Source organism: Aquirufa sp. ROCK2-A2, assembly GCF_054558485.1.
The window spans coordinates 50,292-63,966 of the sequence record NZ_JBPXKA010000011.1 but is presented as its reverse complement, the minus strand read 5'-3'; the positions used below and the strand labels follow the sequence as shown (position 1 = coordinate 63,966).

Annotated in this window: 15 protein-coding genes; 7 read left to right on the top strand and 8 right to left on the bottom strand. The window is 36.3% G+C overall.

What is annotated here, in order from left to right:
- Positions 1-304: 304 nt before the first annotated feature.
- From V7S76_RS12330 to V7S76_RS12315, 4 genes are read right to left on the bottom strand one after another with little or no spacing between them, the layout of a single operon-like run.
- Complete coding sequence (locus V7S76_RS12330) at positions 305-940, bottom strand: SCO family protein (protein ID WP_459510430.1); 636 nt, start codon at positions 938-940, stop codon at positions 305-307.
- Entirely contained in the window at positions 937-1,356 is a 420-nt protein-coding gene (locus tag V7S76_RS12325) for a toxin-antitoxin system YwqK family antitoxin (protein ID WP_459510429.1), read from the bottom strand. The genes V7S76_RS12330 and V7S76_RS12325 overlap by 4 nt, the downstream gene beginning before the upstream one ends.
- Positions 1,356-2,672, bottom strand: a complete 1,317-nt coding sequence (locus V7S76_RS12320; RefSeq protein WP_459510428.1) for a YHYH protein — start codon at positions 2,670-2,672, stop codon at positions 1,356-1,358. Before V7S76_RS12320 ends, V7S76_RS12325 begins: the two co-directional genes overlap by 1 nt.
- Positions 2,672-3,664, bottom strand: coding sequence for a YHYH protein (locus V7S76_RS12315; RefSeq protein WP_459510427.1), 993 nt, complete (start codon positions 3,662-3,664; stop codon positions 2,672-2,674). Before V7S76_RS12315 ends, V7S76_RS12320 begins: the two co-directional genes overlap by 1 nt.
- A gap of 118 nt (positions 3,665-3,782) precedes the next feature.
- Here V7S76_RS12315 and V7S76_RS12310 point away from each other — a divergent pair, with 118 nt between their 5' ends.
- From V7S76_RS12310 to V7S76_RS12295, 4 genes are read left to right on the top strand one after another with little or no spacing between them, the layout of a single operon-like run.
- Positions 3,783-4,325, top strand: a complete 543-nt coding sequence (locus tag V7S76_RS12310; RefSeq protein WP_459510426.1) for an RNA polymerase sigma factor — start codon at positions 3,783-3,785, stop codon at positions 4,323-4,325.
- A complete protein-coding gene (locus V7S76_RS12305; RefSeq protein WP_459510425.1) occupies positions 4,322-4,594 on the top strand; it encodes a hypothetical protein in 273 nt (90 codons plus the stop codon). The genes V7S76_RS12310 and V7S76_RS12305 overlap by 4 nt, the downstream gene beginning before the upstream one ends.
- 3 nt (positions 4,595-4,597) lie before the next feature.
- On the top strand, positions 4,598-5,074 hold the full coding sequence (locus V7S76_RS12300) for a hypothetical protein (RefSeq protein WP_459510424.1): 477 nt from the start codon (positions 4,598-4,600) through the stop codon (positions 5,072-5,074).
- Between the two features lie 35 nt (positions 5,075-5,109).
- Positions 5,110-6,696, top strand: coding sequence for a hypothetical protein (locus V7S76_RS12295; RefSeq protein WP_459510423.1), 1,587 nt, complete (start codon positions 5,110-5,112; stop codon positions 6,694-6,696).
- Between the two features lie 3 nt (positions 6,697-6,699).
- Here the strand turns inward: V7S76_RS12295 and V7S76_RS12290 are convergent, their stop codons facing one another.
- Positions 6,700-7,497 (bottom strand): hypothetical protein, encoded by a 798-nt coding sequence (locus tag V7S76_RS12290; RefSeq protein ID WP_459510422.1) that lies wholly within the window; start codon positions 7,495-7,497, stop codon positions 6,700-6,702.
- A 122-nt stretch (positions 7,498-7,619) separates the two neighbouring features.
- Positions 7,620-9,134: a carboxylesterase/lipase family protein gene (locus V7S76_RS12285; RefSeq protein ID WP_459510421.1), complete on the bottom strand. Its 1,515-nt coding sequence runs from the start codon at positions 9,132-9,134 to the stop codon at positions 7,620-7,622.
- A 149-nt stretch (positions 9,135-9,283) separates the two neighbouring features.
- Between V7S76_RS12285 and V7S76_RS12280 the strand changes: the two genes are divergently transcribed.
- Together V7S76_RS12280 and V7S76_RS12275 are read left to right on the top strand one after the other, a co-directional pair.
- On the top strand, positions 9,284-9,847 hold the full coding sequence (locus V7S76_RS12280) for a YceI family protein (RefSeq protein ID WP_459510420.1): 564 nt from the start codon (positions 9,284-9,286) through the stop codon (positions 9,845-9,847).
- Positions 9,848-9,955: 108 nt separating this feature from the next.
- Complete coding sequence (locus tag V7S76_RS12275; protein WP_459510419.1) at positions 9,956-10,561, top strand: Crp/Fnr family transcriptional regulator; 606 nt, start codon at positions 9,956-9,958, stop codon at positions 10,559-10,561.
- Here the strand turns inward: V7S76_RS12275 and V7S76_RS12270 are convergent, their stop codons facing one another.
- Together V7S76_RS12270 and V7S76_RS12265 are read right to left on the bottom strand one after the other, a co-directional pair.
- A complete protein-coding gene (locus tag V7S76_RS12270; protein ID WP_459510418.1) occupies positions 10,562-11,602 on the bottom strand; it encodes an SO2930 family diheme c-type cytochrome in 1,041 nt (346 codons plus the stop codon).
- A complete protein-coding gene (locus tag V7S76_RS12265; protein ID WP_459510417.1) occupies positions 11,602-12,798 on the bottom strand; it encodes a parallel beta-helix domain-containing protein in 1,197 nt (398 codons plus the stop codon). The genes V7S76_RS12270 and V7S76_RS12265 overlap by 1 nt, the downstream gene beginning before the upstream one ends.
- 118 nt (positions 12,799-12,916) lie before the next feature.
- Between V7S76_RS12265 and V7S76_RS12260 the strand changes: the two genes are divergently transcribed.
- The gene (locus V7S76_RS12260) at positions 12,917-13,669 is read left to right on the top strand and encodes a transporter (RefSeq protein ID WP_459510416.1); all 753 of its coding nucleotides are present in this window, start codon (positions 12,917-12,919) and stop codon (positions 13,667-13,669) included.
- The last annotated feature ends 6 nt before the right edge of the window (positions 13,670-13,675 follow it).

Genomic DNA, 13,675 nt, shown 5'->3' with positions numbered 1-13,675 from the left:
TTCACTACGCTTTCGGCTATTTTCTTTGACCCTGACGCACATCGCCCATGCGCATTGTCAAAGCTCCGCCTACCGCTTCGCTCAAATCTTTCGTCGGATTAACCGTTAGTAACTAGATATAATTAGCTTTAAGAACAAAGGTTTTTGTGATTACTAACAGTGGATGTACGCGATTGATGACCTTGTCAAAGTATGGTTAATGAGCTTACCGAAGTATCGAAGCCATGTTTATAATGATTGTTACAAAGAGCAGCACGAAAAAAATTAATTAGAGGTTTTAACCCTTAATTCGCATTATTACCTTTTACCTATTACCTATTACCTTCCTAATATCTTCAATACATTGATCAGCCTCCAAAGGAAGGGTGCCATTGTAAATTCCACGAATTCTGCCCTCCTGATCCACCAACACCATATGTTCTGTATGAAGAAACTCGGATGTAGCTTTGTTAAATCCAATCGACTCCTCAGCAAAAAAAGATTTTCGGGCTAATTGGTAAATTTCTTCTTTTTTACCCGTTAATAATTGCCAATTTAAAGGAGAAATTTGATGCTTTTGTCCAAATTGATGAAGTGTTTTTACATCATCTAACCAAGGAGTTACGGTAAAAGAAATAAGAGCCACCTTGGGATTTTGGTGAAACGCCCGATCAATTCTTTTCATTTGGGTAGTCATCTCTGGGCAAATTTTACCACATTTGGTAAAGATGAAATTAGCTACATAAATTTTCCCCATTACGTCTTTTCTCGAAAATGGTATCCCCAATTGATTCGTCATTTCAAATGGTGCAATTTGGTGAGTAATTAAATTTTCTGCCTCCGATTCTGTTAGAAACTGAGGAGTAAAATCCGGAGTATTGTAATAAGGAATTTCTGATTTTTTTTCTTCAGCACAAGAAAACAATATGAGCACCAAAAAAACGAAGATGGTTTTAATCATGGCTTTTCAATCAATGATGAATCCAATTTATTTTTACAATTTTTGGTGCCTAAGAGTCCGAAACGCCTCCCTTTGATGATGATATAATTGGCCCTAATAGTCCCATTCTCATACCACATTTTTTGGACACCTTCTTCTTGTCCATTAACAAAATGGGCTAAATGAAAAAGATGTCCATGCGTATCCCATTCTCTCAATGCCCCTTCATAAGCATCATTTTTGGCCATAAAATCAAACCTCTTCTTTCCATTTTCCCAAAAAGCCGTTTGCCTTCCATTTTTCATTCCATTCCTGAAATGACGAATTTCCATGATTCGGCCATTGGGAAAATACTTTTTCTCCACCGTTTCTGCTGGCTTTTGATCTTCAACACAAGCCGAAAATATGCCTAAGAAAAAGAAAAGGATATATTTCATTATTGAGAAATGGTACCTGGAGTTCCGTAAAAACCACTCCCATTCAAATAGGGTGCCTCTTGCGTAAAATGATAATGATATATCCCAGCTGGATAATCCAACGTTGCATGCGTATGACCATGGTACACATCCAATTTATCATTGGTCACCGCACTTCCATTTTCTTCCGTTGGTCCATAAACTGGAAATCCATCCAAAAGGAATCCCATTAAACCCGATTTGGAAGATTTAACTGTAGTTAAATAAACAGGTTCCACATGATAATGATAAACGCCAGATTGTTGAGGATGACCATAATACTGATCAAAACTGGCCATTTCTCCTTTCAATTCTTGATTGTTCGGGCCTGCATATTGATTAAAAAATGGTACTCCATTCAAAGCAATGCCAATGGGCCCTAAAGGTGTGGCGGCGTGATTACTTGCTACTTTAGGACTAAGTGGGATTTTAAAAGTCCCTGATTGTTCAACAATAGAATTAGGGTTTTTAGCAAAGGTAATTCCTCCAAAAGTAGTACCTGAAAAACTTTGATATAAACTGTTGGTAGAGGCATAATAAGGACTTTTATGGTCAGGCAAAGCGCGTGATTTAATCGTTAAATATGTGCCATCGCTGGTCATACTTACCGCTCCATAGATTTTTTTATATACTTCTGGAATGGCGGTATCGTTGGTCGGAGTGACTGTTGTTTCTTCTTTGGAACAAGAAAATAGAAAAAAAGTAACAAGTATAGCACTGAATGTTTTCATTAATGGAGACTTCCGAATAAGAAGTAGCATAAAAGGTAGGGTTAAAAATAAATAATAAAAATTAAACTCCGATGTTGAATCGATTAGAATTTGGCCATTCGATTCTTCCACCTTTGCCGCAAAATGATTAGCAGCAGTTAAGATAAATTGATTAGATTCCAATGGCTCATCCATCACCTTTAAAACGGTGTAATGGTTGTATAATTTGCTAAAAAAATGATTTTCGATGGATAGTTCATCTAGGTTTTTTGGCATATTCAACAAAGTGAACTTCACATCCGTTTGATGTCCTAAATGACATTGCCCATCGGTTAATTTAACCATATTTAATAGCCCATATTTGATTTGAATGGACATTTTCAACGATTCAATTAATTCTCTTTGAAATTCAATTTCTGTCGTAGCTTTAGAATTTCCCAAGGCATACTGAAAGGCGCTCAACGAAGCACTTATGTGTAGCGTCCAAAGGTCCCCCTTATCTTTCACAATGGCTAAAGTGGATATTTGTGGCGAATGCCCTTTCATCAATAAGGGCAATAGTAGTAAAATTAAAAAGATTTTTTTCATTAGTTACTGCTTACTTCTACGGTACCTTGCGCCCCTTGAAAACAACCAATAAAGCTATTACTCCCAGCTTTTGCGACATGATAATGGTATCCTCGAGTGGTATCATAATGTCCTCTGCACGCATCTAAATCGCTAGGCTCTTTCCCTGTTTTATCCGATAATTCATACATACCGAAACCATCCAAGGCATATCCGATCATAGCCGCATGTCCATCCGCTTGTTCTACTTTTTTACTTTTCCCTGTTGCAGCATGGTAATGATAACCAGTTGCACCATTGACGTGTCCACCTGCATCATCCATTGGAGCTAAGGTATAAGCACCTAAAATGGCTTGTGTAGGTGCAGGCGGATCAAAATTCACCCCATTAAAGGCAATCCCAACAACCGTTGCTCCACCACCTCCTGGTCCACCAGCGCCCGGCATTCCGCCTATGGATGTGCTTGAATTCATTTTTATGGGTTTAACGGGAATATAGTAGGTCATTTTGATGTTAGAAAAATAAGATGGCTGACACTCCACACAATAATTATTGTATTGGGGATCAACATCTGGTCGCGCTGCCGCTTGACATGCCTCTTTAGTATTAGTGACACGAATGGAGCCATCGCTGTTATAAAGTTTCCATTTGGCATCATTGTAAAAGGTGGCCAAATTTTTGACAAAAGCTCCATCTACATCATATAAATTTCCTTTTTCAAACCAAACGCCACCTTTGCTCGCATCATCGGTAATATTAGTCGGACACCAAGGTCCCATCGCATGGTCAGTCGGTTTTTTAGTAGTGGTTATTTTATAGCAAGTAGCCGTTGTCCCATTGGAAAGTGTTTTTTCCACTTTGGTGATTGTGCCCACAAGGCCTTCGGGAATAAATAAACTTGGATCAACTTCTTTGATAACGTCTGTCGAGTTAGAAGGACTAATGTCTTCGGATTTCGAACAAGAAGTAAAAAGTAAAGCGGCAATTAGTGATTTACACAATAGTTTTTTCATGAAAATTGTTGTTAATTTCTTACTTAGATGTTTGAGATGAAAAATTCCTTCGCAAAAAAAAATATTTTTTCAACCGAAGGAATTTAATCCGACATTCATCTAATGTTTTGTTAACAAAATGAATAAAGATTTAAAGGAATTATTGGAGGGTGACGAAAGGGCGTTTCGGAATTTGGTAAAAAATTACCAAAGTCGAATTTTCCACCATGTCATGCAAATTTTACGCAACCGCGAGGAGGCGGAGGATGTGTGCCAAGAAACCTTTGTAAAAGTGTATCAATCCATTCACTCATTTAAGGGCGATTCAAGTTTAAGTACCTGGATTTTCCAAATTGCCATTCATTTATCCTTGGATAAAATTAGGAGGCAAAAACGTCGGGATCAACTTCGGGAATTATTGCCTTGGTGGATGCCTAGTGAGGAAAAAAGTATTGATTCATCCGAGTTAAATCCTGGAATTCTAATGGAAAACAAGGAAAAAACCATCGCACTTTATGGGGCGATTGACCAATTAAGTCCAAATCAACGAGTGGCCTTTACATTGATCAAAATCGATGAAATTTCCTACGCGGAGGCCAGTGAATTGATGAATTTAAGCATAAAAGCCATTGAATCATTGGTCAGTAGGGCCAAAGAAAATATAAAAAAGCACTTGAAATGAAACAAGAAAAAGACTTTGAAGATCATTTACATGCCGTTCAACAACTGCCGAAATGGGAGTTGGAAAATGATCTTTATGATGCCGTCATACATCGAATAGAAATCCGAAAGGAAAGTCAAAATGTCCGTTGGATGGCAGCTGCGAGTGTGTTGATTTTGCTTTTTTCTGGAATGATGATTTTTACGGGTATCAAAAAAAAGCAAGAATTTACCGAATTACAATGGAAGCAATTGTCGAATAACTATGCCGTTAACAATTTAAATTACTAGAGGATGTTCAAAGATCGAAAAAAATCATGGGTCATTTTTTTTATTGCAATCGTCTTATTGAATTTGGGAACATTGGGATTCTTTTGGATGAATCATTTGCACGAATCTCGGATGTTCGAAGGCCCTCAATTAAAAGAAAGAATTGCGGAAGAATTGCAATTGGATGAAGCACAAAAAACAGCTTTTGAACGTCTCGTAAAAGATCACCAAAACCGCTCATCTCTTATCAGAGAAGAAATCGGAAAGTCGAAAAAAGATTATTACCAATTAGCTCAAAATAAGATTGATGCTTCCAATAAATTAGAAATATTGAAAAATTCTTATGGAAAATTAGACGAATTGAACCTTCAACATTTTCAAGAAATTCGCAAAATTTGTCGGGCAGATCAATTGGGAAAATGGGACCTTTTGGTTGAAAAAATTGTCTCTAGCGGCAATTTTGGATTTCAAGGTCCAAGAAGACCTAAAATTAATCCTTAAATTTCCTTTAAAGAGAGAATCATTCATTTAAATTTGTGAAAACAAATGTTATGTTATCACTTTTGAGAAATTCTAATAAATTACAAAATTCAGTCATCTTAGGCCTATTATGCCTACTTCTATTTGTTACTAGAATTATTTCGTTTAGGGAATTATCCTTGGACCCTGATGAATTGGAGTGGTTATATGATATTAGAAAATGCTTAATCGACCCAAGGCCATTTTTAGGATTTGACGCACATACTTCAGGCCCATTTGCCATTTACCTACTATCTTTTTTTAAATTACTTACAGGCTTTACGAATGTATACCAATTGCGATTAGTAAGTTTTTTCTTTTTTATCATCCCTAGTCTTCTATTTCTCAACAAAAGTTTAAATTCGAGTTCAAGGTTTATTGGATCCTTGGCGTTCGTCGTTTTTTTATCCTGCAAAAATTTCCCAAATTTTGGAGAATTTTACGATGGAATCTTTTGCTACAATACTGAATATCAAATTCTTGTATTTAGTGCCATTCTTATTTGGATATCCAGAACTAAAAATACTATTGGATTTTTCTTCGTTTATGCCTTTATCTTATTTCTACTTCCTTTTATAAAATTCCAATCCATACCGTTGACTTTGTTTTTCGGAGGATTTTTGCTTCTTAAATTATGGGTAGATGAAAAATGGAAACTGAGTTTTTTGATACTTGGATTCTATTTGTTGTTAAACCTAATTTGGATTGGCTATTTATATTTCAGCAATTTATTGCCCGATTTTCAGTACGCTTATATTTCCCATAATTTAAACTACATGGGTAATTTGAAAATCGAACAAAAAGCCATTAACCCACTGAATTATATTCACCGAATCAACGAATATTATTCTTTTATTTATATCTTTTTAATCTTAGGGGCGTACTACTTTTTAAAATTACCCGTATCTATCAAAAAGGATGATTTCAAATCCTTAATCAAACATCCACTTACCGAAAGTATTTTACTTTTTTTGGTATCAAGTATCACAATTATCATCTCAAAAAGCGATTACGGACATTATTACATTTATTTATTTTTGCCGCTTAGTTTATTTATCGCCGATCTTTTCGACTTGCTTAAAACAAAAAACACCACCATTATAGCCTTATTTATCATCATTTTAGTTGTCAATTTTAATTTCGATTTTCTTGGAAAGTCCATCGGTTTTGTTTGGAGTAAAGCTACCCAACAATCCATAGCTCCATATAATTTTGGAAAACCATTTAAAAATTTGGCCAATGAAAAACTGGTAGATTGGCTAAAAACACATAAAGACATTTCCAACAACTCCATAGTCATTCTGGGTTGGACGCAAGCTCAAGCTTTATATTACGTTCTTCGAAACGACTTCTCAAGCAATATTCGAACCTCGCATTCATTTTGTATCCGTGATTCATTTGAAAAGAAAAATTGGACGGATTTTCAAAAACAAGAGTCGATTTTTCTAGCAGATATCCAAAAGGAAAATACATTGTATATCGTCGATACTTGGAATCTAATTGAACAATTTAAAGGCCAAAAAATTTCCAATTACATTTCAACTCATTATGATTATCAAATCAGCTTTGATGAGAATAAAGTATATCGAAGGAAAAATAAATAATGATTACAACTTTCTAAACTTGATATTATACAAGTAATGTAAGCTGATATTCCAAACAAAATCATCCCCAGGAATATCCGATGATAATTTTTCGTTCAAAACGGATGAAATGAAAAAAGGCAGTTTTTTATGACTTAAGGTCAATGTCTCCGTCGTATAAAATCCTTGTCGATCATCCATTTTCAAGAAATATATTTGAGGATTTAATCGCAACGTAACATTCTTAACAATCGGAATATTGGAGATTGCACTGTTCAAGGTAATAAAATGGGTATTGTTGGTCGAACCTTCACTTAATCCATGTGAATACAAATAATACATGCCAACTGTGACATTTTTGGAAAGAACATAATTCGGAGCTAATTCATTGGCCCAATACTGCTGGTGTCCTAAAATGGAGGAAGGAACTCCTTTGGCATCAAACACTTGGAAATTTCTAAAAGCAACGGAGGGGTGAGTCCCAAAAGATAATTTGAATTTTTTGTTGTTCACCAACTTAAACCTCCACCAAAAAATAAAGGACCAGGGTTTGCCTTCCAAGGAAAATCTAAATTGTGGTTCAAAAGCTATTTTTTCACTTCCGACAGATAAATCAAAAATGGCCGCTGGTTTGCCCAATGTAAAGGTAGGAAGCAAAGAAATTCCATTATTGGTCACATTGGCTCCCGCTGTCAAATGATAAATTTTTGCTGTACTATCAGCATATTCTGCTGCCTGCACCTTCCAAGAAAGATTCGTTAAAACGTAAATCAATAAGATTTTTAAAAGTTTCGACACACCTATTTTGGAATATGATGGCATGATTGGATTTTTTTAAGAGAATTTATATGCGACACAAATTTAATAGCTTATTTGGCATTATTCTAATATTTATCATTTTGATACAATAAAGGTTTCAGCCATACCACCTTCCAATATTCTATCTATCGAAAATTTTCCAACACTTCCAATGCCTTTCTATTTGGTAGTTCCTTACTTTCTAAGGTTTCATCTAATAACAGAACTTCTTGTTTGTCTAGATCGAATACGGGCCATTTAGGAAGCGAATTTCCATTGGGATTTCCGGTTTTGACAAAATTTGCCCAATAATTCGACATACTTTCACTTAATTTATGATCAATCAATTCCCATGGCCTGTTTAAGGTGTGTAAATTGGCATAGGCATAGACTATTTCACCTGAGTGAAAGGCTCCAAATGCGGTTTTGGAATCGTAAGCAGGAAGCGACCGATTGAATTGATATAAATACACATTGGATTTACCCGTTGATTTTTGCGCCTTTGCCCAAGAATGAACCTGAATGCCGAAGCTTTCATCTCGACTCAAATTAAATTGTGAACTTTCCTGAAAAGAAGGATAATATTTCAAAACTTCACTCGCTCTTTCCAAATATCTCTTTTCTACATTTTTCTGAAATTCATTTTCAGGCAATGCCTTACCTGATACTTTATCGTCAGCATTCCATCCCATGAGCAAGGGTACGTCATTTTGTTTTGACTTTTGATAAATATCTTGAATGGAATGAGGAAGTACATATCCATCTTCATATGGGGAACTCAAACCACCAGATATCGCTTGAATTTTCTCTGCCGGTAATTTTCGTAAGTCCTCTGCATGTTCCACACCCAAAGATTTTGCAAAAGCAATTCCCATGTCCTCGGCTTGCCACTTTGTCAATTTCGGACGCAAAGGACTGGCCAAAATACTTCCACCACTTTCTGCGATAGCAGCTCTAAACAGTCCTTTTGCCAGCGGAGATGCACATAAAAAATTCACCGCAAATGCCCCTGCCGATTGGCCAGCAATGGTCACTTGATTAGGATCACCACCAAATGACTCAATATTTTCTCTCACCCATTTTAATCCAGCAATCAAATCCAATAAGGCATAATTCCCTGATGCTTCCACTCCAGATTCCGCTCTTAATTCAGGATGCGCCAAAAATCCAAAAACACCAACTCGGTAATTAATACTGACAAATAATATATCTTTCTGGGCCATGGATTCTCCATCATAAATAGGACAAGCCGTTCCACCACTTCGAAATCCACCTCCGTAGATATAGACCAAAACTGCTTTTTTCTTTGATTTATTGGTTGGAGCCCACACATTTAGATATAGGCAATCCTCACTTATCGGCGATTCTGGTATTAGGAACTCGGTTGACCAATACATAAAAGGCTGCGGTTTTGCTTGCATGGGACTGGGTCCAAATTCTTTGGCTGGGCGAATTCCTGCCCAGGGATTCATCACCTTAGGGGCTTTCCATCGCAAGTCCCCAATGGGCGCTTGAGCAAAAGGAATACCTAAAAACTTTTCAATTTTCGTTTTTGATTGATAAGTACCTTCTATTTTCCCCAAACGGGTTTGGACAATTACACTTTGGCCAGATAATTGTAGAAAGAATACACTAAAGAAAAGGATAAGGGAAATTTTCATCAATTGATAGGTTTACAATAATCAGCAAATTAGTCATTTTATTTGAAATGCATTTTTTTGTCTATTTTTTGTTTAATTTGGTCGTAAATAACTATGGTTCTGTTAATTATCCCCTAGTTTCAATCTTTCACTATTTAAATGAATACCCTATGAAAAAATTAACCCTAGCTTTAGGCCTTTGCCTAACATCCTTATTCGCTTCAGCTCAAACATTTTCCATTGACAAAGCGCATTCAAAATTAGGTTTTAGTGTTGTTCACCTTTCAATTTCTGATGTTGAAGGTTCTTTCAAAATTACTGATGCAACGCTTACCGCTTCTAAAGACGATTTTTCAGATGCAAAATTTGAATTATCTGCCGATGTAAATACCGTAAATACGGACAATGAAAGACGCGATACGCACTTAAAGAGTCCAGATTTCTTTGACGCAGCCAAATTTCCTGCTATCACGTTTAAAAGTAAATCGATTACCAAAACTGGCGATCGCAAATTTACGCTTGCTGGCGATTTAACTATGCATGGAGTAACCAAAGCGGTTAATTTAAATTTGACTTTAAATGGTGTAACCAAAAATCGTGCAGAGAAAAAAGTAGCAGGATTTAAAGTAACGGGCACATTGAATCGTACAGCTTGGGGTGTTGGATCTATGCCAGCAGCAATGGTTGGAGAAGAAATTGAAATCCGTGCAGGTGGAGAATTTATCCAAAACTAATTCCAAATAGCTTACTTGATTAACATAGGAGATGGATAATTCGTTATCTATCTCCTATTTATTTTGCAATAAAAAATAAGTTTGAATATCTTTGGTAAAATTTTTACCATGACCACTAATACAACAGAACCACAAGCGTTATCGACGCGTACACTTTTCAGCATTTTAGCTTTGTCAGAAATAACTCCTTTGTCCAAAGGCTTAAAAGTATTTTTGTCTCAAAAAATTCAGCAAGTCAACTACAAACGAGGAGAGATTTTTTGCCGCGAAGGTGAAATTTGCAATCGATTTTTCCTATTGAAAAAAGGAGCAGCAAGAGGATTTTTGAATTTCCAAAAATCAGAAATTACGAATTGGCTTTGCTTGGAAAAAGAGTTTGTCATTTGTTTTGATAGTTTTTTCAAAAACGAACCCTCTAAAGAAAATTTTCAAGCCTTGGAAGACTGTTATTTCGATTATCTAGAATTAGACGATTTAAGGTATGGAATGACCCATTTTCCTGAAATGGAAATCCTTTATCGGTCTATTTTGGAGAAGTATTATATGGCATCTCATGACCGAGAATTCGTTTTCAGAATCACCAATGCAACCGAAAGATTTAAGTATTTTAAAGAACATTTTAACAATGCCTTGTTGGAAAAAATTCCGGCCAAATATTTAGCCTCTTACTTAGGCATGCGGGCAGAAACCTATTGTCGTATCACAAAAGAATAACTATTTTAAGGAAGCAATCCAACTTCGAACCAATTCTACTCCTTCCTCGTGTGTCAGATTACGTCCTAATTCAGGCATCATGACCCCAGGATCTCGAGAGGACATTCGATAATGCATGATACTTTCCTCTGGCTTGCCAGCAACTATGTCATACGTTAAATTTCCAGAACCGCGCCCAGCCGCTACTGGTGGCTTGTTAAAACCATAGGAACTTGGATTGGTATTGTCCCAATTCAAAAATAATCCAGAGGACCGCGCAGGGCCTACAGAATTGTGACAATGAGCGCAATTAATATCTAGATACGCTTTTACTCGGTCGTTCAAAGAAGCGCTTAGGTTGGAATAAGTGACCAGATAGGGAATAACTTTTTTGTCGGAAGGAAGATTACTCAGCCATCCTTTTTCCGACCAATGTTCCAATTGATTTTTAGAACCCTCCGTATAAGCAAATTCTCCATTTAATTGTCGTACAGATGGCCCAATTGGGGTCATTTTGCCACTTCTTTCATGGCATCCTTTGCACTGATTCATGTTAGGCACCGCATACTCAAAACTTTGTTTTTGACCTTTTTGATTGACCCATGAAATCATTTCCTCGCCTCCAGCCACCTCTAAGACTGCCTCCGTTTGTTCTTTGTTCCAAATATAAGGCAAGGCTACCCAACCTTTCGGCTCATGCAATAACACCCTGGTTTCCATGATTTTTCTGCCCAATTTGTCATTTCGCTCATCGTTTTTGTAATAGAACGTTTTGATGATAGCCGTACCCACAGGAAATTGCAAAACAGAATCTGGATTGTAATTGACCTTCGTACCATTGGGCAATCGGACGAAACGTAATTTATAGGCGTAATCGGAAAACAAAGCGGAATTCAACTGGTAAGGAACAACTCCTTCTGCGGGTATTTGCTGTTTTATATCTCCTTGAAAAAAACCATATTCAGACAAATTTTCTTTGTAATTGAATTCTAATTTTTGAAAAGATGTCAAAAGCGACAAACTTATGCCTATCAACAAGAAGGATAAAAAAATGTTTTTCATTAAAATTTAACCGATTTGACTCTTCCTAATTCGCAATTAAATAAATCCGCGCCAACAACGATATTTTTAAAATCATGCTCTGCATCTAAAAAAGCAGATTTCTGATGGGTATTGTTTCGGACACAAATGCGATCTTCCGGATAATATTGACCATCTGGACCTATTTTTGCCGGATTTAAAATTCCATCATAGACCACAAATGGCAAATTCCGTCCAAATCTTAATTTAAATCGATATAATTTCCCAAAGCGACTATCTGCCGGTGCACGACCTGCTTGGCGTTCGAATTGATTGTCGTGAATAAATACCCCTGTAGGATATGGGTCATATTCTTTGTCTTTAATTTTTATTTCGGTCATAAAATAACTGATAATCGAAACTCCGATGGTCATATTATTCAAAATTTGATTATCAAAAATTTCAACATCACTAGTGGCTAAAACCATCATTCCCGTTCCTTTGGGAACATTCCCAACAATATTGCCTTTTGGAGCAAAATTCTTGAGATTATTTTCTTGGACCAAATTGTGATAAACTCGCACATGCCCACCTTTTTTCTGTATTAAATCCGGTAAATCAAAAACCAATATTCCACCCGTATTGCCTATGGCCTTATTGTTATAAACCTCTGCATTCAATGAATTTTCAATTTCAATACCAGCCACATTTTGATAGGCTTCACAATTTCGGACAATGATATTTTTCGATTGGCCAACATATATCCCAGCATCAGATGCTCCAATGGCGATGCAGCTATCAATTAAAATATTTTCACATAAAACGGGATACAAGGCATAACTACCGTTGGTCGATTTGGGGCCACCCGTCCATGCCGTTTTTAATCGGCGGAACGTCATCCCTTTTACATGCATGGTTTTGATTAAATCTCCTTTAGAATCCTCTGCCGTTAAATCTTCAATGATGATATTTTCACAATTAGAAATTTTAATTCCTTCAGCACCTTGAATTTGTCCTTTGAAACTTAAAACGGTTTTATCGATACCTTTTCCTCGAATGATGATATTTTTTTTCCCTTCCAAGGAAAGACTTTTCGTCAATTGGAAATTCCCCTCTTCAATTTGAATGGTGGAGCCATCTTCGGCCAAAATCAATTGCTTTTGCAATTTTTTCTCAAAGTCTACCTGGCCAAATGTCGCAGAAGAAAGGAAACAAAAAAGAAAGATATATTTTTTCATTGTTAATCGGTTTGAATAAGAATGGAAATTTAAACAATTATTGAAAGATAAAAAATTCAGAATTTTTATACTTACATAAAATATTTTTTAGGCTTATCTAAAATTTATATCTTGCAACATGAAAATGTGGATTCTAATCATATTGTCGATTTGTTGCCTGCAACATGTTCAATGTCAAGAAATTGGGAGAATTGAAACCGATCGACCCGATCAAACCGAATGTCCTTTTATTGTAAAAAAGGGCTATATACAAGCAGAAATTGGTTTCAACCAAGCCGTAAGTCAAAATGATCGCAGTTATTTATTACCCACCTCCTTGATCAAATATGGGCTTCATAAAAACTGGGAATTGCGATACACCTCAACTATTTCCACCAGTGTTCCTTTCCACCCTGTTTTTCAAACAGAATCGATGGGATTTAAAGTCCACTTGTTCAGTGGAGAAAAGTCGATTTTACCACGTACAGCCTTAATCGTTCAATACCATTGGGACAATGATAATAGAGATTTAAGTGAAAAAAATAAAGTACCCCATTCGATTGGGGAAACGATTTTTACTTTCCAAAACAATTGGACAGAAAAATTGGGCATTGGTTATAATTTTGGTGCGGAATACCATTCCAATGGAAAAGTGGAAGGAATCTATCGCATAGCGCCCAACATGAATATAGGAAAAAGAGGATATGCTTATGTGGAACTATTTGGCAGATTTCCTGCTTCATCCGATACGGAACAATGGGGCGATTTTGGACTTGCATATTATCTTTCAGAAGATGTTAAAATTGATTTTTCGGCAGGAAAAAGTATTCGGAGTAATTCAGAATGGTATGCGGCTCTAGGCTGCTCATTTCGCATGAAGGTAAAACCTTAGAAGAAC

Coding starts and splice junctions, on each gene's coding strand:
- V7S76_RS12330 (WP_459510430.1), bottom strand. CDS start 940: ATGATTAAAACCATCTTCGTTTTTTTGGTGCTCATATTGTTTTCTTGT.
- V7S76_RS12325 (WP_459510429.1), bottom strand. CDS start 1,356: ATGAAATATATCCTTTTCTTTTTCTTAGGCATATTTTCGGCTTGTGTT.
- V7S76_RS12320 (WP_459510428.1), bottom strand. CDS start 2,672: ATGAAAAAAATCTTTTTAATTTTACTACTATTGCCCTTATTGATGAAA.
- V7S76_RS12315 (WP_459510427.1), bottom strand. CDS start 3,664: ATGAAAAAACTATTGTGTAAATCACTAATTGCCGCTTTACTTTTTACT.
- V7S76_RS12310 (WP_459510426.1), top strand. CDS start 3,783: ATGAATAAAGATTTAAAGGAATTATTGGAGGGTGACGAAAGGGCGTTT.
- V7S76_RS12305 (WP_459510425.1), top strand. CDS start 4,322: ATGAAACAAGAAAAAGACTTTGAAGATCATTTACATGCCGTTCAACAA.
- V7S76_RS12300 (WP_459510424.1), top strand. CDS start 4,598: ATGTTCAAAGATCGAAAAAAATCATGGGTCATTTTTTTTATTGCAATC.
- V7S76_RS12290 (WP_459510422.1), bottom strand. CDS start 7,497: ATGCCATCATATTCCAAAATAGGTGTGTCGAAACTTTTAAAAATCTTA.
- V7S76_RS12285 (WP_459510421.1), bottom strand. CDS start 9,134: ATGAAAATTTCCCTTATCCTTTTCTTTAGTGTATTCTTTCTACAATTA.
- V7S76_RS12280 (WP_459510420.1), top strand. CDS start 9,284: ATGAAAAAATTAACCCTAGCTTTAGGCCTTTGCCTAACATCCTTATTC.
- V7S76_RS12275 (WP_459510419.1), top strand. CDS start 9,956: ATGACCACTAATACAACAGAACCACAAGCGTTATCGACGCGTACACTT.
- V7S76_RS12270 (WP_459510418.1), bottom strand. CDS start 11,602: ATGAAAAACATTTTTTTATCCTTCTTGTTGATAGGCATAAGTTTGTCG.
- V7S76_RS12265 (WP_459510417.1), bottom strand. CDS start 12,798: ATGAAAAAATATATCTTTCTTTTTTGTTTCCTTTCTTCTGCGACATTT.
- V7S76_RS12260 (WP_459510416.1), top strand. CDS start 12,917: ATGAAAATGTGGATTCTAATCATATTGTCGATTTGTTGCCTGCAACAT.